General features: G+C 60.8%; 18 protein-coding genes. 6 read left to right on the top strand and 12 right to left on the bottom strand.

Annotation, left to right across the window (positions count from 1 at the left end; translation table 11 throughout):
* The first annotated feature begins 1 nt into the window (after position 1).
* Complete coding sequence (locus LQ249_RS27790) at positions 2-1135, top strand: ABC transporter permease (protein WP_046381914.1); 1134 nt, start codon at positions 2-4, stop codon at positions 1133-1135.
* A 340-nt stretch (positions 1136-1475) separates the two neighbouring features.
* Here LQ249_RS27790 and LQ249_RS27785 read toward each other — a convergent pair whose 3' ends face one another.
* The 9 genes from LQ249_RS27785 to exaC form a co-directional block, all read right to left on the bottom strand.
* Positions 1476-2249: a LexA family transcriptional regulator gene (locus LQ249_RS27785; protein WP_046381915.1), complete on the bottom strand. Its 774-nt coding sequence runs from the start codon at positions 2247-2249 to the stop codon at positions 1476-1478.
* A gap of 213 nt (positions 2250-2462) precedes the next feature.
* Complete coding sequence (ppa, locus tag LQ249_RS27780; RefSeq protein WP_003176323.1) at positions 2463-2990, bottom strand: inorganic diphosphatase; 528 nt, start codon at positions 2988-2990, stop codon at positions 2463-2465.
* Between the two features lie 107 nt (positions 2991-3097).
* A complete protein-coding gene (locus LQ249_RS27775) occupies positions 3098-3913 on the bottom strand; it encodes a zinc-dependent peptidase (RefSeq protein ID WP_232566040.1) in 816 nt (271 codons plus the stop codon).
* A gap of 6 nt (positions 3914-3919) precedes the next feature.
* A complete protein-coding gene (locus tag LQ249_RS27770; protein ID WP_057005938.1) occupies positions 3920-4576 on the bottom strand; it encodes a DedA family protein in 657 nt (218 codons plus the stop codon).
* A 309-nt stretch (positions 4577-4885) separates the two neighbouring features.
* Positions 4886-5344: a GNAT family N-acetyltransferase gene (locus LQ249_RS27765; RefSeq protein WP_017848365.1), complete on the bottom strand. Its 459-nt coding sequence runs from the start codon at positions 5342-5344 to the stop codon at positions 4886-4888.
* 92 nt (positions 5345-5436) lie between these two features.
* The gene (eutC, locus tag LQ249_RS27760) at positions 5437-6270 is read right to left on the bottom strand and encodes an ethanolamine ammonia-lyase subunit EutC (protein ID WP_017848364.1); all 834 of its coding nucleotides are present in this window, start codon (positions 6268-6270) and stop codon (positions 5437-5439) included.
* Positions 6267-7661, bottom strand: coding sequence for an ethanolamine ammonia-lyase subunit EutB (locus LQ249_RS27755; RefSeq protein WP_017848363.1), 1395 nt, complete (start codon positions 7659-7661; stop codon positions 6267-6269). The genes eutC and LQ249_RS27755 overlap by 4 nt, the downstream gene beginning before the upstream one ends.
* A 63-nt stretch (positions 7662-7724) precedes the next feature.
* Positions 7725-9158, bottom strand: a complete 1434-nt coding sequence (gene eat, locus LQ249_RS27750) for an ethanolamine permease (RefSeq protein ID WP_017848362.1) — start codon at positions 9156-9158, stop codon at positions 7725-7727.
* 184 nt (positions 9159-9342) lie between these two features.
* Positions 9343-10863: an acetaldehyde dehydrogenase ExaC gene (gene exaC, locus LQ249_RS27740; RefSeq protein ID WP_017848361.1), complete on the bottom strand. Its 1521-nt coding sequence runs from the start codon at positions 10861-10863 to the stop codon at positions 9343-9345.
* A 274-nt stretch (positions 10864-11137) separates the two neighbouring features.
* Between exaC and LQ249_RS27735 the strand changes: the two genes are divergently transcribed.
* From LQ249_RS27735 to LQ249_RS27715, 5 genes are all read left to right on the top strand, one after another.
* Positions 11138-13063, top strand: coding sequence for a sigma-54-dependent Fis family transcriptional regulator (locus LQ249_RS27735; RefSeq protein WP_057005937.1), 1926 nt, complete (start codon positions 11138-11140; stop codon positions 13061-13063).
* A 211-nt stretch (positions 13064-13274) separates the two neighbouring features.
* The gene (locus LQ249_RS27730; RefSeq protein WP_134939558.1) at positions 13275-14351 is read left to right on the top strand and encodes a hypothetical protein; all 1077 of its coding nucleotides are present in this window, start codon (positions 13275-13277) and stop codon (positions 14349-14351) included.
* 195 nt (positions 14352-14546) lie between these two features.
* A complete protein-coding gene (gene mpl / locus LQ249_RS27725; RefSeq protein ID WP_017848358.1) occupies positions 14547-15896 on the top strand; it encodes a UDP-N-acetylmuramate:L-alanyl-gamma-D-glutamyl-meso-diaminopimelate ligase in 1350 nt (449 codons plus the stop codon).
* Positions 15893-16522 (top strand): flavin prenyltransferase UbiX, encoded by a 630-nt coding sequence (ubiX, locus tag LQ249_RS27720; protein ID WP_010206807.1) that lies wholly within the window; start codon positions 15893-15895, stop codon positions 16520-16522. Before mpl ends, ubiX begins: the two co-directional genes overlap by 4 nt.
* Positions 16515-16799, top strand: a complete 285-nt coding sequence (locus LQ249_RS27715; RefSeq protein WP_017848357.1) for a YceK/YidQ family lipoprotein — start codon at positions 16515-16517, stop codon at positions 16797-16799. The genes ubiX and LQ249_RS27715 overlap by 8 nt, the downstream gene beginning before the upstream one ends.
* A gap of 59 nt (positions 16800-16858) precedes the next feature.
* On the opposite strand, the gene LQ249_RS27710 is transcribed toward LQ249_RS27715, so the two are convergent.
* From LQ249_RS27710 to LQ249_RS27700, 3 genes are all read right to left on the bottom strand, one after another.
* Positions 16859-17500 (bottom strand): oxidoreductase, encoded by a 642-nt coding sequence (locus tag LQ249_RS27710; RefSeq protein WP_046381921.1) that lies wholly within the window; start codon positions 17498-17500, stop codon positions 16859-16861.
* A 30-nt stretch (positions 17501-17530) separates the two neighbouring features.
* Positions 17531-19249 carry a C13 family peptidase gene (locus tag LQ249_RS27705; RefSeq protein ID WP_128191677.1) on the bottom strand — a complete coding sequence of 573 codons (1719 nt, stop codon included), beginning with the start codon at positions 19247-19249 and terminating at the stop codon, positions 17531-17533.
* Between the two features lie 195 nt (positions 19250-19444).
* Positions 19445-19900, bottom strand: coding sequence for a MaoC family dehydratase (locus LQ249_RS27700; RefSeq protein WP_017848354.1), 456 nt, complete (start codon positions 19898-19900; stop codon positions 19445-19447).
* Between the last annotated feature and the right edge of the window lie 4 nt (positions 19901-19904).

Genomic DNA, 19904 nt, shown 5'->3' with positions numbered 1-19904 from the left:
GATGAAACGCACTTTTTCCAATATCTGGCAACTGGGCGTCAAGGAGCTTCGCAGTCTGTGGCGCGATCCGGTCATGCTGCTGCTGATCGTCTTCAGCTTCACGGCGATGGTCTACACGGCCGCCTCGGCCATTCCAGATACCCTGAACAACGCACCGATCGCCTTCGTCGACGAAGATGATTCGCCCCTGTCGCAGCGCATCGCCACCGCTTTCTACCCGCCTCAGTTCACGCAACCAGAGCACATCAGTGTTGCCGAGATGGACGCCGGTCTGGACTCCGGCCGCTATACCTTCGTGCTGTACATGCCGCCCAACCTACAGCGCGATGTTCTGGCGGGTCGTCCCGCGCAGGTGCAGCTCAACGTCGATGCCACACGCATGGATCAAGCCTTCAGCGGCAGCGCCTATGTCGAGCAGATCGTTACCGATGAGGTCAAGACCTTCGTGCAGCGTTATCGCGGCAATTCGGCCCCGTCGGTGGAACTGGCGCTGCGCGCACGCTTCAACCCGGCGTTGGACAAGACTTGGTTCAGCAGCCTGCTGCAGATCATCGACAACATCACCATGCTGGCGATCATTCTGACCGGAGCCGCGCTGATCCGCGAACGTGAGCACGGCACTATCGAACACCTGTTGGTGATGCCGGTCACCCCCACGCAGATCATGCTGGCCAAGGTCCTGGCGATGGGCACGGTGGTGCTGGTGGCGGCGGCGTTGTCGTTGCAGTTCGTGGTACGCGGGTTGCTCGCCGTACCCATCGAAGGCTCGATCTGGCTGTTCCTGGTCGGCGCCGCGCTGAGCTTGTTCGCCAACACCGCCCTGGGCATCTATCTGGCCACCGTGGCCCGCAGCATGCCGCAGTTCGGCCTGTTGCTGATGCTGGTGCTGTTGCCGTTGATCCTGCTCTCCGGCGGCGCCACTCCGCGCGAAAGCATGCCCACGCTGGTGCAGTACCTGATGCTGGCCGCACCCACCACCCACTTGGTGCAGTTGGGAGAAGGCGTGCTGTACCGCGGCGCGGGGCTGGACGTGGTGTGGGTTCAACTTCTTGCGCTACTACTCATCGGCAGCGTGCTGTTCGCACTTTCGTTGCAGCGTTTTCGCCGGATGCTTGCGCAGATGGATGGAGGCTGATTGATGCCTCGCCCATCACATCGCCGGATGAGGTTAGGTGGCGTTAAACCCCATTGGACAGAGAAATACCTTATGGCCTCTGAATAGAGACGCTATCAGTTGATTTCTCAGAATGGATAGGCTTGTTTCGGACAATTAAAAAGCCGGCTTGTGGCCGGCTTCTCGGGGACCGCCTCAGCTTGTTTTTGACAAACCTCACCAGCCTTCAAATCGCTCAGCCAACATCGCGTCTGGCTGAATAGTCAGGGCATCCGCGGGAGTTTTTCCGCATCGCCTGGCAGGGTGAATGGCCTAAAACCAGCCCCTGCCAAATGTGCGGCGCATGATACCCACATTCACCTCAGTTGCCCACCTCCGTATCCGATTTAGAGCCTTCCCAGCCCAGCAGGTGTTCATCCAGCGGCACGGGTGGGCGGCGGTTGTTGAGGGTGGACCACCAGAACACCCAGCCGACGATCTGGAAGTTCTGTTCGAAGCGTTGATCGAAGGTCAGGTATTCGTCGGGGTGTTCGCCGGCGTTGTGGCTGCGCATGCGCAGGCCGCCGCCGGGGCGGTTGTAGAGGTATTTGATGCGCAGCATGTCGTCGTGTTCGACGGCGTAGATTTCGCCGTCGATGATTTGGGTGCGGCCGCGGTCGATGGCGAGCGTGGCGCCTTGTTGGATGATGTCGACCATGCTGTTATCGACCATGTAGGCGCCGAGGGCGCGGTCGGGGTTTACGTTTAAGGTCTCGAGGGTGTGACGGGAGAGGCGGATGCGTTCGGTTGAGGTGAAGGACGGATGGAGGGTGATCTCCACATCGATTGTTTCCGGGGAACGGGCCGGGCCTGTGAGGTATTTGCCGCTTTCTTCGCGGGTGGGCAATGCTTTCCTTGCATCTTGAGCGTCCAACAGGAAGTTGGCCGGTGGGTGTTTAGGGCCTACACCGGCGTGCAGCCAGCGGCTGGAGACGCACAGCAGTTCTGCGATTTCGTTGAGTCGGCCCATGGGAACACCGCGTTTGAACCAGTTGTTCACGTGCTGAGGCGTGACGCCGCGGTTCTTGGCGAAGTCGGAAGCGGAAAGATGAACTTCCCGTAATAGCGCTTTTAAGCGATCACCTGATGTATTCATAAACGCTGAGTTTACTGGCCGGGAAAATAGATCAAATAAACTATGCGTTCAATTGCCGGTGTAGGTTTTTACTTAGTTGTGGCCTGATCTTTCGTTGGCGCTGCTTAGTTCAACATAGAGTGTTAATAATTGAACTTGGCGTTTAATTTTTTCCACAAAAAAAGCCCCGAATGATCGGGGCTTTTTGATTGCCGCAGCAATGAGGAGCCGGTATCAGCCTTTGTAGGCGGCGACCGACTTCATGATCTCGGCGCGGGCGGCGTCTGCGTTGCCCCAACCGTCGATCTTCACCCATTTGCCTTTTTCGAGGTCTTTGTAGTTCTCGAAGAAGTGCTTGATCTGTTCCAGCAGCAGTGGCGGCAGATCGGTGTATTCCTTCACGTCCACGTACAGCTGGGACAGCTTGTCGTGGGGCACTGCGATGACTTTGGCATCGCCGCCGCCGTCGTCGGTCATGTTCAGGATGCCGACTGGACGCGCGCGGATAACCGAGCCTGGAGTAACCGGGTAAGGGGTTACGACCAGCACGTCGAGGGGGTCTCCGTCGTCAGCCAGGGTGTTGGGGATGAAACCGTAGTTGGCCGGGTAGAACATCGGGGTGGCCATGAACCGGTCAACGAACAGGCAGTCGCTGTCTTTGTCGATTTCGTATTTGATCGGCGCGTGGTTGGCCGGAATCTCGATGGCGACGTAGATGTCGTTCGGCAGGTCTTTGCCAGCCGGAATCTTGCTGTAGCTCATTGGGCGTTGCCCCCGTAGTTGGCCATGTACATGGCCGGATTGGCCTAAAAGTGGCGGCGATTATAGGCATATTCTGACGCCGATGCCATGCACCAGACGTCGTACAGTCATTCGCCTTGTGGCTGATAACGCGGGTCGTGCGCTTGCAGCTGCGCGAGGCGGGCCAGAGGGTCCTGGCGGTAAAAATGACTGAGTTGGGCGTACACCTGTGGATAACTTTCCACCAATAAATCTGGCGCGCTGAAAAAATATTCGCTGGTGACCGCGAAAAATTCCGCCGGGTTTTCGGCGGCGTAGGGGTCGATGGCGGTTTCGGCGTCGGGGTTGGCGTCCAGTTGACGGTTAAGCTCATCGTAGGCGCCTTGCATCACGCGGGCCCAGTCTTGCACGCGCATGTCGTGGTGCAAGGGCGGCAGGCCGTTGGCGTCGCCGTTGAGCATGTCGAGCTTGTGCGCCAGTTCGTGGATCACCAGGTTGTAGCCTTCCCAGTTGCCGCTGGCCAGCACGCCGGGCCAGGCGAGGATCACCGGGCCTTGTTGCCAGGCTTCGCCGCTGTGCTCGCCGTCCCACTCGTGCTCGACGCCACTGGCATCGCGATGACGTTGCGGGCTGAGGAAGTCGTCGGGGTACAGCACGATCTCGTGGAAGCCCTGATACCAGTCGAGGTCGCCGAGGTTCATCAGTGGCAGTTGCGCCTGGGCGGCGAGCAGCAGGCGTTGTTCCTGGTGCAGCTCGACGCCGGGCAGGGCGGTGAGGTGTTTTTCGGCGAGAAACACCACGCAGGCTTCGCGCAGCCACTGGTCTTGCTCGGCGCTGATGCCGTCGAGGAAGGTCAGGTGCTCGCGCACCCGCTGCCAGGTGTCATCGGCAATCGGGTGCTTGGTCAGCAGGCGCCGGCGACGCCAGGCGCTGAGGGACCACATCGCAGGTTACTGCGGCTTGGCTTCGGAAGATGCGCGACCAAAGCGGCTGCGGAACACGCTGATGATCATCGGCACCAGCGACAGCAGGATGATGAACACCACCAGCAGCGAGAGGTTTTTCTTGATGAACGGCACGTTGCCGAAGAAGTAGCCCAGGGTTACCAGGCCGCCGACCCAGAAGACGGTGCCCAGCACGCTGAAGCCGAAGAAGCGCGGGTAGGGCATTTTCGCGATACCGGCGACGAACGGCGCAAAGGTGCGCAGGATCGGCAGGAAGCGCGCCAGGGTCACGGTTTTGCCGCCGTGCTTGTCGTAGAAGTCGTGGGTTTTTTGCAGGTAGTCGCGGCGGAAGATTTTCGAGTTCGGGTTGCTGAACAGGCGTTCGCCGGCTGTTCGCCCGATCACGTAGTTGGTGCTGTCGCCGAGGATCGCCGCCAACATCAATAGACCGGCGAGCAAGACCGGGTCCATGCCGCCACCCGCCGCCACCGCGCCGGCAATGAACAGTAATGAATCACCCGGCAGGAACGGCATGACCACCAGGCCAGTTTCGCAAAAGATTACAAGGAACAGAATGGCGTAGATCCACAGACCGTAATTTTTTACCAGCAGGTCGAGGTAGACGTCGAGATGCAGGATAAGGTCAAGCGGGTTGAAATCCATGGATGGCACCTGTGTGAATGGCCCGACTCAGCAGGCCTGTGCGGAGGCTCGGGTAATAAGGCTACAAGTATTTGTCGCGCTTCTTACAACCCTGAAAGGTCGGCATTATACGGATTGAGAAGTGAAAAGAGTGTGTGGGTTTTGTAGCGGGGGATGTCATGGCACTCTGCTCCCAGAGCACCACAGAACCAAATGTGGGAGGGGGCTTGCCCCCGATGGGCGCGTGTCAGTTATAAATAGTCTGACGGGTCCACGGCTATCGGGAGCAAGCTCCTCCCACAGGAATTTTGGGGGGCTTGGGGGATGGGGTCAGTCTTCGCTGATCGGCAACACGTAGTTCTTGAACTCGCTGTCTTCGCGAAAACCCATCGACTCATACGTCTTCTGCGCCACGTTATTGTTGCTGCTGGTCGACACCCGCAGCCGCACTGCATGGGTTTCCTTGGCCATCTTCTTCGCTGCGCGCATCAGGTTGTCCGCCACCAGTTGCCGGCGCGCGTCTTCGGCGACATAGATGTCGTTGAGGATCCACACCCGTTTGAGCGACAACGAAGAAAAGCTCGGGTACAGCTGACAGAACCCGAGCAAGCGTTTGTCGTCGTCATCGGCCAGGGCCAGGTAGATCACCGATTCCTTGCGGCGCAGGCGTTTTTCCAGGAAGGCCCGCGAAGAGTCCGGGAACGGCAGCGCCCCATAGAACTCGCGGTATTTGACGAATAACGGGGTCAACAGGTCCAGGTGTTCCAGGGTCGCTTGAGTGATCCGCATGCCAGGCCTCAACTTCCAGATGGTATATGACCACGCGAGCGGCCGTGACTCGATGCTGCCTAAAGACGTGAAAAAGCGCAATCGTGCGGGGATCAGTCGGTGGGCGGGCTGAGCAGGAAATTGCCTTTCACCAAGTCCGGGTCATCTGACTCGATGGTCTGAACCTGCGCCTCATCCTTGAGGTTGACCCCCGACAACTGCCGACGGCAGGCCTCCCGCATCAAGTACAGCAGGCGATGGGCCGCCATGCCATAACTCAAACCCTCCAGGCGCACGTTGGAGATGCAGTTGCGGTACGCGTCGGTGAGGCCAACCTTGGGGTTGTAGGTGAAATACAGGCCCAGGCTGTCCGGCGAACTGAGCCCCGGTCGTTCACCGATGAGGATCACCACCATCTTGGCGCCGAGTAACTGGCCAATCTCATCGGCCACCGCGACGCGGCCCTGTTCCACCAGGATCACCGGTGACAAGGACCAGCCTTCGGCGTGGGTCTGTTCCTCCATGCGCGTGAGAAACGGCAACGTGTGTTTATGCACCGCCAACGCCGACAAACCATCGGCCACCACCACGGCCAGGTCGATACCGCCGGGGTTGGCCGCCGCATGGTCGCGCAGCGCCTGGGCTGACTCATCGCTCAGACGCCGCCCCAGGTCCGGGCGTTGCAGGTAGCTGTGGCGGTCGACGGCGGCGCTGTGCAGCAACAGGCTGTCACGCCCGCGTTCGGCGAGCTGAGTGCTGAGGCCGACGTGGTCGAAGGGCAGGTGGACCGCGTCCCGCGCCTGGGCGTGGGCGAATTGGAAGTCCAACTGTGCGCTGGTGGGGATGCTGGTGCCAGTACGGCCCAGGGCGATGCGCGCCGGGGTCAGGCGACGCAGTTCCAGCCACGGGTTTTCGGGTAAGTCTGGTTGCACGGGCGGCTCCTTCATCCCAATTGCGCCAAGGCGTGGCGAAATGCCGGTGGCAGGCTGTTGCCGAAGCGCACTTTGCCGTCGGCTTGCGTGAAAATGCCCATGTTCGCCAGCCACTGTTCAAACTCCGGCGCCGGCTTTAGACCCAATGTCTGGCGGGCGTACAGGGCGTCGTGGAACGAGGTGGTCTGGTAGTTGAGCATGATGTCGTCGGAACCGGGAATGCCCATGATGAAGTTGATCCCGGCCACGCCCAGCAGGGTCAGCAGGGTGTCCATGTCGTCCTGGTCGGCTTCGGCGTGGTTGGTGTAGCAGATGTCGCAACCCATCGGCACCCCCAGCAGCTTGCCGCAGAAGTGGTCTTCGAGGCCGGCGCGGATGATCTGTTTGCCGTTGTACAGGTACTCGGGGCCGATAAAACCGACCACGGTGTTCACCAGGAACGGCTTGAAGTGCCGGGCCACGGCGTAGGCGCGGGTTTCACAGGTTTGCTGGTCGACGCCGAAGTGCGCGTTGGCCGACAAGGCGCTGCCCTGGCCGGTTTCGAAATACATCAGGTTCTGCCCGAGGGTGCCACGGTTCAGGCTCAGGCCTGCTTCGTAGCCCTCCTGCAGCACGCTCAGGCTGATGCCGAAACTGGCGTTGGCCGCCTCGGTGCCGGCGATCGACTGGAACACCAGGTCCAGCGGCACGCCACGGTTGATGGCTTCGATGGAGGTGGTGACGTGGGTCAGCACGCAGGCCTGGGTGGGGATTTCGTAACGCTGGATGATCGCGTCGAGCATCTCCAGCATGGCGCAGATCGAGGCGATGCTGTCGGTGGCCGGGTTGATGCCGATCATGGCGTCGCCGTTGCCGTACAACAGGCCGTCGAGAATGCTCGCCGCGATGCCCGCCGGTTCGTCGGTGGGGTGGTTGGGTTGCAGGCGGGTCGACAAGCGGCCGCGCAGGCCCATGGTGCCGCGAAACCGGGTGACCACGCGGATCTTCTGCGCGACCAGCACCAGGTCTTGCACGCGCATGATCTTCGACACGGCGGCGGCCATTTCTGGTGTCAGCCCTGGCGCCAAGGCGCGTAGGGATTGTTCATCGGCTGCGTCACTGAGCAGCCAGTCGCGCAGGCCGCCGACGGTCAGGTGGCTGACGGCGGTAAACGCCTGTTTATCGTGGGTGTCGATGATCAGTCGGGTGACTTCGTCGCTTTCATAGGGAATCAGCGCCTCTTGCAGGAAGTGCTTCAGCGGGATATTCGCCAAGGCCATTTGCGCCGCCACCCGCTCGCCATCGTTCTGTGCGGCGACGCCAGCGAGGAAGTCGCCTGAACGGGCGGGGCTGGCCTTGGCCATCACGTCCTTGAGGCTGTCGAAGCGGTAGGTCGATGCACCCACCGCGTGGGAAAAACTTGCCATACAGTGTCTCCTTGATGACGCGGGCAAATATGGGTAAGGCGCCCGCGTCGAGGTTTACGGCAGTCAGTGCAAGGCGGCCTCTGCGGCCTGGATCGCCGCGAACTCTTCTTCCGGCGTGCCTGCTACCAAGTGATGCCGGCTGTAGAAAGCAAAGTAAGCAATTAATACTCCATAGATGATTGCAGCGCCAATCACCACTCGCGGGTCGACCAGAAAGCCCGCCACCACGGCCACGCAGGCCAGTACCAGGGCCACGCCGGAGGTAAAGATGCCGCCTGGCGTGCGGTACGGACGATCCATTTTGGGGCGACGGATGCGCAGGGTGATGTGCGCGGCCATCATCAGCACGTAGGAAATGGTCGCGCCAAACACCGCCACCAGAATCAGCAGGTCGCCCTGGCCGGTCAGCGACAGGCCGAAACCGATAATGCCGGGGATCACCAGCGCCAGGACCGGCGCCTTGCTTTTGTTGGTCTGGGACAGTTTGCGCGGCAGGTAGCCGGCGCGGGACAACGCGAAGATCTGCCGCGAATAGGCGTAAATAATCGAGAAAAAGCTGGCGATCAAGCCCGCCAGGCCGACCAGGTTGACGAAGCTGCCCATCCAGGTCGAGCCGCCATACGACAGCGCCAACGCTTCAACCAGCGGGTTGCCGGACTTGATCAGCGCGTAGGTGCCAGCGCCGCCCGGTGCAATCACCAGGATCAGCAGGGCAAAACTGGTCAGCACCACAATGGCGCCGATCAGGCCGCGGGGCAGGTCGCGCTTCGGGTTCTTGGTTTCTTCGGCGGCCAACGGTACGCCTTCGACTGCCAGGAAGAACCAGATCGCATACGGAATCGCCGCCCACACGCCGACGTAGCCGAATGGCAGGAAGGTGCTGGCGCCCTTGGCGTCGGTCACCGGGATGTCGAGCAGGTTGGCGACGTTGAAGTGCGGCACCATCGAGACCAGGAACACGCCCAGTGCAATGGCGGCGACGGCGGTGATGACAAACATCAGCTTCAAGGCTTCACCCACGCCAAAGATATGGATGCCGATGAAGATGATGTAGAACGCCAGGTAAATCATCCAGCCGCCGATGCCGAACAACGACTCGCAATAGGCGCCGATGAACACCGCGATGGCGGCGGGGGCGATGGCGTATTCGATCAGGATCGCGGTGCCCGTCAGGAACCCGCCCCAAGGGCCAAAGGCGCTGCGGGCAAAACCGTAGCCACCGCCGGCAGTAGGAATCATGGAAGACAGTTCGGCCAGGGAAAAGCACATGCACAGGTACATGGTGGCCATCAGCAATGTGGCGAGGAACATGCCGCCCCAGCCACCCTGGGCCAGGCCGAAGTTCCAGCCGGCGTAGTCGCCGGAGATCACGTAGGCAACGCCAAGGCCGACCAGCAGCACCCAGCCGGCGGCGCCTTTTTTCAGTTCGCGTTGTTGGAAGTATTGGGAATCGACTTTTTCGAAGTCGACGGAGGATCCAGTGGGTTCGCTAGGCATGGGAAAGTACCTTTCATTCTTATTGTTTTGGTCCCGACAAGTTGTCGCCGGGTAATGTAGGAGCGAGCTTGCTCGCGAAAAACTTCAGAGCACCGCGCAGAGCCAGGCTATCCGCGTAATCGTTGAGGTTCTTCGCGAGCAAGCTCGCTCCTACGGGGGCGGTTATCGCCCCGGCGGTGTTGGGTTAGAAGAAGCCCAATGGATTGATGTCGTAGCTCACCAGCAGGTTCTTGGTCTGCTGGTAGTGATCCAACATCATCTTGTGGGTTTCACGACCGACGCCGGACTTCTTGTAACCGCCAAACGCGGCATGCGCCGGGTACAGGTGGTAGCAGTTGGTCCACACGCGGCCCGCCTTGATCGCCCGGCCCATGCGGTAGGCGCGGTTGATGTCGCGGGTCCACAGGCCGGCGCCGAGGCCGAACTCGGTGTCGTTGGCGATCGCCAGGGCTTCGGCTTCATCCTTGAAGGTGGTGATGCTCACCACCGGGCCGAAGATTTCTTCCTGGAACACCCGCATCTTGTTGGTGCCCTTGAGCAGGGTCGGCTGGATGTAATAGCCGGTGGCCAGATCACCTGTCAGCTTCTCGACCTTGCCGCCGGCCAGCAACTCGGCGCCTTCGCCCTTGGCGATTTCCAGGTACGACAGGATCTTGTCGAACTGCTGCTCGGACGCCTGGGCGCCGACCATGGTGTCGGTGTCCAGCGGGTCGCCACGCTTGATCGACGCGACCTTCTTCATCACCACTTTCATGAAGTCGTCGTAGATCGACTCTTCCACCAGCGCGCGGGATGGGCAGGTACACACTTCGCCCTGGTTGAAGAACGCCAGCACCAAGCCTTCGGCGGCTTTCTCGATGAATTGCGGTTCGGCTTTCATGATGTCGGCGAAGAAGATGTTCGGCGACTTGCCACCCAGTTCAACGGTGGACGGAATAATGTTCTCGGCCGCGCAATGCATGATGTGCGCGCCCACCGGGGTAGAGCCGGTGAAGGCGATCTTGGCGATGCGCTTGCTGGTGGCCAGGGCTTCGCCGGCTTCTTTGCCGAAACCGTGGACCACGTTCAGCACGCCCGGCGGCAGCAGGTCGCCGATGACTTCCATCAGCACGTTGATGCCCAGCGGGGTTTGCTCGGCCGGCTTGAGCACCACGCAGTTGCCGGCGGCCAGGGCCGGGGCGAGTTTCCAGGCGGCCATCAGCAGCGGGAAGTTCCACGGGATGATCTGGCCGACCACGCCCAGGGGCTCATGGAAGTGATAGGCGGCGGTGTGTTCGTTGATTTCGGCGCTGCTGCCTTCCTGGGCGCGGATGCAACCGGCGAAGTAGCGGAAGTGGTCGGCGGCCAGCGGGATGTCGGCGTTGAGGGTTTCACGCACGGCCTTGCCGTTGTCCCAGGTTTCGGTGATGGCAAGCAGTTCGAGGTTCTGTTCGATACGGTCGGCGATCTTCAGCAGCACCAGCGAGCGGTCCTGGGCAGAGGTTTTGCCCCAGGCGTCGGCGGCGGCATGCGCGGCGTCCAGCGCCTTGTCGATGTCTTTGGCGGTGGAACGTGGGAATTCGGCGATGGGCTTGCCGTTGACCGGGGAAGTGTTGGTGAAGTAGTTGCCATCGATCGGCGCCACGAATTCGCCGCCGATGTAGTTGCCGTACTTGGCCTTGAACGAAACGATGGCGCCTTCAGTACCGGGGTGTGCGTAACGCATGGTGGGTATCTCCTGGCTTTTTATGTTTATTGGAGTGCAGCGCGGCAAGCGCTTGATAAAGCGTAGAGCAAAGGTCGGGCCACTGCCTTGCAAGCCAGTTAAATCAGGGGGTTGGCGAGAGCCAAAAAGTGCGGCTGTGCCAGCCTTGGTACAGTTTGTGTGACAGTTTGTGCCATGCACGGTACAACCTGTGACCGGTGGGGCGGCGCGGGATTGCAATGGCCGGGTGGCTGGGGGATGCTGGACGTTCTCACGCAGGGAGAATAATAAGAACATGCATCACGATCATTTCAGTCGCCATGCCCAGCAAGTCTTGACCGTGACCCGTGGGCAAGACCTTTCCCAGGGCCCCGGCAGCGACCCGTCCATCGCCCGCTCCTGGCTGCGTTGCCTGGAGGATTATCACCTCGACCCTGCGCTGAGCATCGCCCCCACCGTGCTCGAACATGGCCGTCTGCTGGAAAGCCGCGAGCGCCTGCAGCAGGTGCTGCACATCGCTGGCGGCGAGATGAACAGCCTGCATCAGCAACTTTCGGGCGCCGGTCACGCCGTGTTGCTCACCGACGCGCGCGGGGTGATCCTCAACTGCGTCACCGCGCCGTCCGAGCGCAAGATTTTCGAGCGCGCCGGGTTGTGGCTCGGCGCCGACTGGAGCGAGGCCTGCGAAGGCACCAATGGCATCGGCACCTGCCTGGTGGAGCGCCAGTCGTTGACCATTCACCGCGATGAGCATTTTCGCGGGCGCCACACCGGGCTGACCTGTTCGGCGAGCCCGGTGTTCGATCCCCATGGTGAGTTGCTGGCGGTGCTGGACGTGTCGTCGGCGCGGGAAGCGGTGTCGCGTCAGAGCCAGTTCCACACCATGGCGCTGGTCAACCTGTCGGCGAAGATGATCGAGAGTTGTTACTTCCTGCGTCACTTTGAACACCACTGGCTGCTGCGTTTTCACTTGCAGGCGGAGTCCGTGGGCTTGTTCAGTGAAGGGCTGCTGGCGTTCGACGGCGAAGGGCGCATTTGCGCAGTCAACCAAAGTGCCCTGAACCTGTTGGGGCAGATGCGTGGTGGCTTGCTGGGGCAGCCTGTGGAAGCGCTTTTCGAATGCACCCTGGATCAACTGCTGGGCCGCGCCAGCGCCAATGCCACAGCGAGTTGGCCGCTGCGGACGCGGGACGGTCGACATCTGTTTGCCGCGTTGCGCGGCCAGCCGCGCAGTGTGCCGGTGCCCGTACCGCCGCAGCCGGTGGTTGCCGCCAAGCCCGAGCGTCTGCTCGGTATCTGCTTGGGCGATTCCGCGTTGCAAAGCGATTTTCGCAAGGCGTTGCGCGTGTTCGAGCGTGATGTGCCGCTGCTGGTCAACGGTGAAACCGGTTCCGGCAAAGAGGCCTTCGCCAAGGCCGTACACCAGGCCAGCCAGCGTGCGGACAAGGCTTTTGTTGCGCTCAACTGCGCCGCCATCCCGGAAAGCCTGATCGAAAGCGAACTGTTCGGCTATCGCGGCGGCAGTTTCACCGGTGCCCGCAAGGAAGGCATGCGCGGCAAGCTGCAACAGGCAGATGGGGGCACGTTGTTCCTGGATGAAATCGGCGACATGCCCCTGGCTTTGCAAACCCGGCTCTTGAGGGTGCTGGAGGATCGCCTGGTAGTGCCCATCGGCGGCGAGCCCCAGGCGGTAAACGTTAGAGTCATCAGCGCCACCCACCGTGATTTGTTGCAGCGTGTGCAGGCCGGCAGCTTTCGTGAAGATTTGTACTACCGACTCAATGGCCTCGAAATCGGCTTGCCGCCGTTGCGCGAGCGCAGTGATAAGCCGCAATTGCTGGATTTTCTGCTGGCCCAGGAAGCCGGGGAGCAGACGATAACGCTCGATGCCGGCGCGCGTCAGGCATTGCTGGCGTTCGCTTGGCCGGGCAATGTGCGGCAGTTGCGCACGGTGTTGCGTACCCTGGTTGCACTGTGTGACGGCGCGTTGATCGGTGTCGATGATTTGCCGCCGATGATCCGCCCGGCGTCCTTGACTACGCCTGCTGCGGATGTCCCCCCGCTGTCGCTGCTTGAGGATGCCGAGCGCCTGGCATTGTTGAAGGTCCTGACGCAGCAGCGCTGGCATATGACCCTTGTGGCTGAACGGTTGGGGGTGAGCCGCAACACGTTATATCGAAAGTTACGCAAACATGGCATTGAACTGCGTTCGGCGTTGTAATTCGTAAGTTGTTGTCGAATGTGTGGGGGCGGTTTTTAATTGTTGGTTGTAGGGGGATTTACTGTTTTTGCTTTTGTGGGTTAATTGTTGAAAAAGTATGTCCTGGCTGGCGCGGAAGTAAATGCATGTAATGTTGTTTCGGTGGAACTGAGATAGATATTTTTGTCACCCAGTGAATGCAAGTTTTTATTGACTGACTAAGGTGATGATTATGAATGTTACAGGTGTTCCAACTTATACTACAGTACCGTCCAGTGACGTTTCAGCTGATGTTACTCAAGCTGCCAATAATACTGGATCGACCGGTAACCCGCGCAACGCCGCTTCGGCTACTTGGCAAAATGATCGCTCCGAGCTTACTTATGATGCTGAACGTTTGAACTCGGACACGCAGGTTCGTAGCAAAAGGGGAATTGATTTCGGACGTTTTTTCCGCAGGCCGACGCATAGCACTTCCCGCGTGCCGTCTGGGACGCCCGGTCAATATACTCAGGTTAATAAGGGACCGTTTTTCTCAAACCCACCTTCCACTCATGCATCTAATAAGCCCTTTCGAGATCTGATTAATAACAACCGGTTCGGGGGCTCTACCCTTCCTTCCAGGTCTCACCCCGTTCCCAAGACGTTTGGCGAGGTGGCGCAAAACCTCGTCACTGCCGATCGCCTGGTCAAGGCTGGCGTGTTCAAGACCGGGCCAGATCTGAAAACCGTGACACGGGACGCTTTCGTGAATGCCGCAGTCAACGGCTTGGTCAGTACGCCATTGAGTATTGGTACTTACGCAGGCTCCGTATGGAGTGGCGAGCAGATCAAGGGGGCGTTCAGCGCCAATACCCCCTTACTTCCTCCCGCGCACCAGCCCGCGCCGAGTCAACAGAACGGTGTGGCGGGATCGGCGCCGAGTCCTTCATCGCCGCAAGACCTGGCGTTGCACTTGGACAATGCGGAATTAAAACTGCTCTTGGTCAGTAATACGATCCAGGCCTATACCGAAGGGAGCGAGGGTCAAGCCTTGGATAAAAGCCCCGATTGGCCAACCGAGACAACTGCCCGACTTGATATGTTGGAAAAGCAATACGACACCGTCGAGTCGAACTTGGAATTAATCTCTAAGGAAAATGATTTTATATTCAGGCCTTTTAAAAGTGATACCGCCGCCACCGAGAAAGACCCTGTGCGCCGCCTTGAAACATTGGATCGACGCAATCAGGCTGTTTTAAACCAGATCTCCCGTATCAATACGGTGTTGGAGCCGAAGGGGCCGCCATCCTCGATGCAGTTTGTCTGATGCGGGTTATTAATTGACACCCCATAATGACCCCTCGTATACGCTGAGTCCGGTGCAGTCACGGCGGGTGACGGCACCGGGCTCAACGACCGCACTGCCGGCCGAATTCAGACGATTGAGCTGGCGTGTACCGCTAAAAGAGTGCGATTTCCCCCTCCCTGCGCTAACCTGCCTCGATGTTTTACGAGGTCGACCATGCACATTCATATTCTCGGTATTTGCGGTACTTTCATGGGCTCGATGGCGGTTCTGGCCAAGGAGTTGGGCCACCATGTGACGGGTTCCGATGCCAACGTCTATCCGCCCATGAGTACGCAACTGCAAGCCCAGGGCATCGAATTGACCCAGGGCTATGATCCATCCCAATTCGATCCGGTCCCCGACCTGGTGGTGATCGGCAACGCCATGTCTCGGGGCAACCCGGCGGTCGAGTACGTACTGAACAAAGGTTTGCCGTATGTGTCCGGCCCCCAATGGCTGGCCGACCATGTGCTGCAAGGCCGTTGGGTACTCGCGGTAGCCGGCACCCATGGCAAGACCACCACCAGCAGCATGCTGGCCTGGGTGCTGGAGCACGCGGGCATGAGCCCGGGTTTTCTGATCGGCGGCGTACCGCAGAACTTCTCGGTGTCGGCGCGCCTGGGCGATACGCCGTTCTTCGTGATCGAAGCCGATGAATACGACAGCGCGTTCTTCGACAAACGCTCCAAGTTTGTCCACTACCGCCCGCGCACGGCGATCCTGAATAACCTGGAGTTCGATCACGCGGATATCTTCCCCGATCTGGCAGCCATCGAGCGGCAGTTCCACCATTTGGTACGCACCATCCCGAGTGAGGGCCTGGTGATCCACCCGACCACCGAGCCGGCCTTGCAGCGCGTCATCGACATGGGCTGCTGGACGCCGGTGCAAACCACCGGCGCGGGCGGGCAGTGGCAGGTCAGGTTGCTCAGTGAAGACGGTTCGACATTTGAAGTGCTGTTCGAAGGCGAGGCCCAGGGTGTGGTCGACTGGGACATGACCGGCCAGCACAACGTTGCCAACGCCTTGGTCACCCTGGCGGCGGCACGGCATGTTGGCGTGGTGCCTTCCATGGGCATCGCGGCCTTGAGTGCGTTCAAAAGTGTGAAACGACGCATGGAAAAGGTTGCCGATGTGAATGGGATTACCATCTACGACGACTTTGCCCACCACCCGACGGCGATTGCCACCACCCTTGATGGCCTGCGCAAGCGGGTCGGTGATGCGCCGATCATTGCCATTATCGAACCGCGCTCCAACTCCATGAAGCTCGGCGCGCACCGCGATGGCTTGCCGGAGAGCGTCAATGATGCGGACCAAGTGGTCTGGTACGCACCGGCCAACCTCGGCTGGGACCTGCCCGCCATTGCGGCGCTGTGTCACGTGCCGTCGACGGTCTGCGATTCGATCGAAGGCATCATTGAACACGTCAAGCAACAGGCCACGCCCGGCACCCACGTGGTGGTCATGAGTAACGGCGGCTTCGGCGGCCTGCACGGCAAATTGGCCGAGGCCCTGAAATGAGCGGGCCCGAGCGCGTGACGCTGGCGATGACCGGCGCATCCGGCGCGCCCTATGGCTTGCGCCTGCTCGACTGCCTGGTGCGCGAGGAGCGTGAAGTTCATTTCCTGATCTCCAAGGCCGCGCAACTGGTGATGGCCACCGAGACCGATGTCGCGCTGCCGCCCAAGGTGCAGATGATGCAGGCGTTCCTCACCGAGTACACCGGTGCGGCGGCGGGGCAGATCAAGGTTTACGGTAAAGAGGATTGGATGTCTCCGGTGGCCTCCGGCTCCGGCGCGCCGGCGGCGATGGTGGTGGTGCCGTGTTCCACCGGTACGTTGTCGGCGATTGCCACGGGCGCCTGCAACAATTTGATCGAACGGGCCGCCGATGTGACGTTGAAAGAGCGGCGCCAGCTGATTTTGGTGCCGCGTGAGGCGCCGTATTCGAGCATTCACCTGGAGCACATGCTCAAGTTGTCGAACATGGGCGTGACCATCTTGCCGGCGTCGCCCGGTTTCTATCACCAGCCGCAGACCATCGATGACCTGGTGGATTTTGTGGTGGCGCGGATTCTCAACCTGCTGAACATTCCCCAGGACATGCTCCCGCGTTGGGGTGAGCACCATTTGAGCAGCGATGAATAAGGCGCTGTTGGTGTTGCTGGCGTTGCAACTGGCGGGCTGCGCCACCGCGCGCACGCTGGATGCGGCGAAGCCTGGCGCGCCGGTGGTGTATGCCGGCACGCGGCTGGACCTGTATGCGATGAACGGCGGCTGTTGCGCGATGGACCGTTTTGGCGCCGAGGCGCCGAGCTATCCCGGCGTCGACCTGCCAGCCAGCGCGTTGCTCGATACCCTGCTGTTGCCGCTGTCGGTGTTGACGGTGTTGGGGGTAGGGTTCAACGCCACGGGTGGGCTGTGACTCCGCGCTCAGGCCCCATCTGAACCCACATGTTGAGCTGGCAGCTCGGTTGGCAGGGTTTATTTACCCAGCTTGCGCAACTCGTCCGATTCGACCACGCGCACACCATCTTGCTCTTCCAGCGCCAGGCGCCACATGGCGCGTGCCAGTTCGCACACTTCGATGCCGTGGTACTTGCCTGGAATCAGCCGTGACAACGGCCCGGCCAATTGCTCGGCCAGGCGCGGTTCGAGGCGCTCCCCCAGCAACAGCGACGGCCGCACGATGGTCAGTTGCGGCCAACCCTGGGCTTTCAAGGCGTCTTCCATTTGCCCTTTGATCCGGTTGTAGAAGATCGAGGATTTCGGGTCGGCGCCAATCGCGCTGATGACAATCAGGTGCCGCGCGCCCATTTCCCGTGCGCGCTTGGCAAAGGCCACGACCAGGTCCAGGTCGATCGCGCGAAAGGCTTCCTCGGAGCCGGCTTGCTTGATCGTGGTGCCCAGGCAGCAGAAGGCGATATCGACCTGGCCACGCAGTTGCGGCAGGACCACCGCCGGGTCGCCCACTGGGTTTTCCAGGCGTGGATGTTCGGCCAACGGCTTGCGGCTGGGCGCCAGCACACGGGTCACGGTGGGTTCGTTGAGCAGGCGATCGAGCAGGTGTTCGCCGGTCAGGCCAGAGGCTCCTGCGAGCAAAATATGCTGAGGCGTCAGGTACATGGTGTTTCCCCCTTTGTTACACGTTACAGCTTAGTTGCCTTTAGCTTCCTTGCTATTCATTGAGACGCTTTCGAGCGCCTTTCGTGCTTGCTGCTTGCGTAATAGTTGCCAATGGGCGATCACGCCTTTGGGGGCCCAGATCTGCGGTTCGGAGGCTTCGAAGTTGTCCGCCTGTTCGCGTTCGGTCACGTGCAGTTGCGCCAGCTTGAAGGCTTGCTGCAAGTCGTCGGTCTGGTTGAAGGCTTGGGCGAAAAGGGCATCGCCGAAGTAGGTGAAGTCGGCTTCCTCGGAACAGCCAAACGACACGCGGTCGGCGCGGGAAGCGGTCATGATCAAGGTGTGCTCGTCTTTCAGCGCGGGAATGAAACCGCCGGAGTAGCACGCGGAAATCACCACGACCTTGTCGCGGTTCTTCAACGGCGTGAGTACTGCGGCGAGCTCATCGGCCGGCAGGTCGGCCAGCTCCATGCGCGGCTGATCGAGCACCAGTTCGCTTTCGTGGGTGCCGTGGCTGGTCAGGTAGATAAACACCAGGTCCTCCGGCCCGCTGCGTTCGGCCAGGGTCTGCACCGCACGGCGCAGGCTTTCGCGGGTAGCCAGGGGGCGGTCGGCGATATGGTCGCGGTGGTTGACCAGGCGAATCTGCCCGCGCGCACCGAAGCGGCTGGCGAGCATATTGCTGACGTAATCGGCTTCGCGCAGGAACACGCTCTGTTTGCCGTCGCCCGCGAGTACCAGGGTGTACAGTTCCACGGCTGGGGTCGAGGGCGGCACGGCGGCGAGGGCAGCATCGAGCAGGCGGCCCTGGGCCAGCACGCCGATTTCCAACGGGTCGGGCAACAGCTTGCCGTCGGCGTCGCGCACGCGCATGCCGTTGACCCAGGTGCCGGCTTGCACGGTGCCGTCGGCGAGCACCAGGGTGCCGCGGCCCTGGTAGTTGTCGCTGTCGAAACCGCCGATATAGAAGCTGCCGTCGGTGAGGTTCAGGCGGCCTTCGCCGCTGAAGCGCCAATCGCTGAACTGGCCAATGTAGTGGCTGCCATCGACGCCGATCAACTCGCCCTTGCCGCCGAGGGCGCCTTCCTTGAACTGGCCGATCCACACGTCGCCGTCGGCGTTTTCGTAGCGACCCTTGCCGTTCAATTGGTTCTGTTTGAACTGGCCGACGTAGATGTCGCCGTCAGCGCTGTTGAAGGTGCCGTTGCCTTCCAGCTGGCCATCGACGAAGTGGCCGCTGAACTGGTTGCCGCTGTCGTCGTTGCGCTGGCCTTCGCCGTTGGGCTTGCCGTGGGCGAACTGGCCCTGGTATTGGCTGCCGTCGGCCAGCTCCAGGCGCCCGAGGCCGGAATACTGGTCGTCCTTGAATTCGCCGCGATAGGTCATTTGCCCCTCTTTGAGGGTGCCTTCGCCGTTGCGCCGGCCTTGCTTGAAGCCACCGACATAGTGGCTGCCCGCAGTGGTCAGGCTGCCCTGGCCGTCAAACAGGCCTTGCTGGAACTGGCCTTTATAGACTTCGCCGTTGCTGCCATGCCATTCGCCCTGGCCGTGCCACAGGCCTTTGTCGAACTGGCCGGCGTACCAACTGCCGTTGGGGTAGTCCACGCGGCCCTGGCCTTGCAGCAAGCCATTGACCACATCACCCCGGTAACGGCCGCCGTCGGGCAGGCGCGCATCGGGCGGCAACAGCGATTCGCCGTCTCCGCAAGCGGTGAGCAACAGGACAAGGGCAAGGGGAGCGAGTGGGCGCATAGCGGGATCCGGATAATTGAGCGCCGAGTATGCCGCAGCGAAGGAGCCATACCTAGTGGTCTGTTGGGGAATGATGACCTGTAGGAGCCGGCTTGCCGGCGAAGGTGGTCAACGAAAACGCGAGCATTCAGGGGGAATGTGGCGTCTGGGGGCTTTTCGCTGGCAAGCCAGCTCCTACAGGGAACAAGGAGGCGGTTACACGAAGCAGAGCGACAACGACTCGGCAATGTAAGCGGGTTTCTCCTGGCCTTCGATTTCCAGGGTGGCGGTGGCCTTGAACAGCCATTGGCCGGGTTTTTTCTCGGTGACGTCGGTGAGGGTCACGTTCAGGCGGACCTTGGAATTGACCTTCACCGGCTGGATAAAGCGCACGCTGTCCAAGCCGTAGTTGACCGCCATTTTCAGGCCTTCGGGCATGATCAGGATGTCTTCCATCAACTTGGGCATCAGCGACAGCGACAGGAAACCGTGGGCGATGGTGCTGCCGAACGGGGTTTGCGCGGCCTTGACCGGGTCGACGTGGATGAACTGATGGTCGCCAGTGGCTTCTGCGAACAGGTTGATGCGGGCCTGGTCGATGGTGAGCCAGTCGGAACGTCCCAGTTCCTTGCCGACATAATCTTTGAGCTGCGCTACGGGTACATAGGGCATTGCG

The sequence above is a fragment of the Pseudomonas sp. 7-41 genome (assembly GCF_021233075.1).
Classification (GTDB): Bacteria; Pseudomonadota; Gammaproteobacteria; order Pseudomonadales; family Pseudomonadaceae; genus Aquipseudomonas; species Aquipseudomonas veronii.
Note: the sequence above shows the minus strand (reverse complement) of the source record. Positions and strands in the feature narration are given on the sequence as shown.

Coding starts and splice junctions, on each gene's coding strand:
- LQ249_RS27790 (WP_046381914.1), top strand. CDS start 2: ATGAAACGCACTTTTTCCAATATCTGGCAACTGGGCGTCAAGGAGCTT.
- LQ249_RS27785 (WP_046381915.1), bottom strand. CDS start 2,249: ATGAATACATCAGGTGATCGCTTAAAAGCGCTATTACGGGAAGTTCAT.
- ppa (WP_003176323.1), bottom strand. CDS start 2,990: ATGAGCTACAGCAAGATTCCGGCTGGCAAAGACCTGCCGAACGACATC.
- LQ249_RS27775 (WP_232566040.1), bottom strand. CDS start 3,913: ATGTGGTCCCTCAGCGCCTGGCGTCGCCGGCGCCTGCTGACCAAGCAC.
- LQ249_RS27770 (WP_057005938.1), bottom strand. CDS start 4,576: ATGGATTTCAACCCGCTTGACCTTATCCTGCATCTCGACGTCTACCTC.
- LQ249_RS27765 (WP_017848365.1), bottom strand. CDS start 5,344: ATGCGGATCACTCAAGCGACCCTGGAACACCTGGACCTGTTGACCCCG.
- eutC (WP_017848364.1), bottom strand. CDS start 6,270: ATGAAGGAGCCGCCCGTGCAACCAGACTTACCCGAAAACCCGTGGCTG.
- LQ249_RS27755 (WP_017848363.1), bottom strand. CDS start 7,661: ATGGCAAGTTTTTCCCACGCGGTGGGTGCATCGACCTACCGCTTCGAC.
- eat (WP_017848362.1), bottom strand. CDS start 9,158: ATGCCTAGCGAACCCACTGGATCCTCCGTCGACTTCGAAAAAGTCGAT.
- exaC (WP_017848361.1), bottom strand. CDS start 10,863: ATGCGTTACGCACACCCCGGTACTGAAGGCGCCATCGTTTCGTTCAAG.
- LQ249_RS27735 (WP_057005937.1), top strand. CDS start 11,138: ATGCATCACGATCATTTCAGTCGCCATGCCCAGCAAGTCTTGACCGTG.
- LQ249_RS27730 (WP_134939558.1), top strand. CDS start 13,275: ATGAATGTTACAGGTGTTCCAACTTATACTACAGTACCGTCCAGTGAC.
- mpl (WP_017848358.1), top strand. CDS start 14,547: ATGCACATTCATATTCTCGGTATTTGCGGTACTTTCATGGGCTCGATG.
- ubiX (WP_010206807.1), top strand. CDS start 15,893: ATGAGCGGGCCCGAGCGCGTGACGCTGGCGATGACCGGCGCATCCGGC.
- LQ249_RS27715 (WP_017848357.1), top strand. CDS start 16,515: ATGAATAAGGCGCTGTTGGTGTTGCTGGCGTTGCAACTGGCGGGCTGC.
- LQ249_RS27710 (WP_046381921.1), bottom strand. CDS start 17,500: ATGTACCTGACGCCTCAGCATATTTTGCTCGCAGGAGCCTCTGGCCTG.
- LQ249_RS27705 (WP_128191677.1), bottom strand. CDS start 19,249: ATGCGCCCACTCGCTCCCCTTGCCCTTGTCCTGTTGCTCACCGCTTGC.
- LQ249_RS27700 (WP_017848354.1), bottom strand. CDS start 19,900: ATGCCCTATGTACCCGTAGCGCAGCTCAAAGATTATGTCGGCAAGGAA.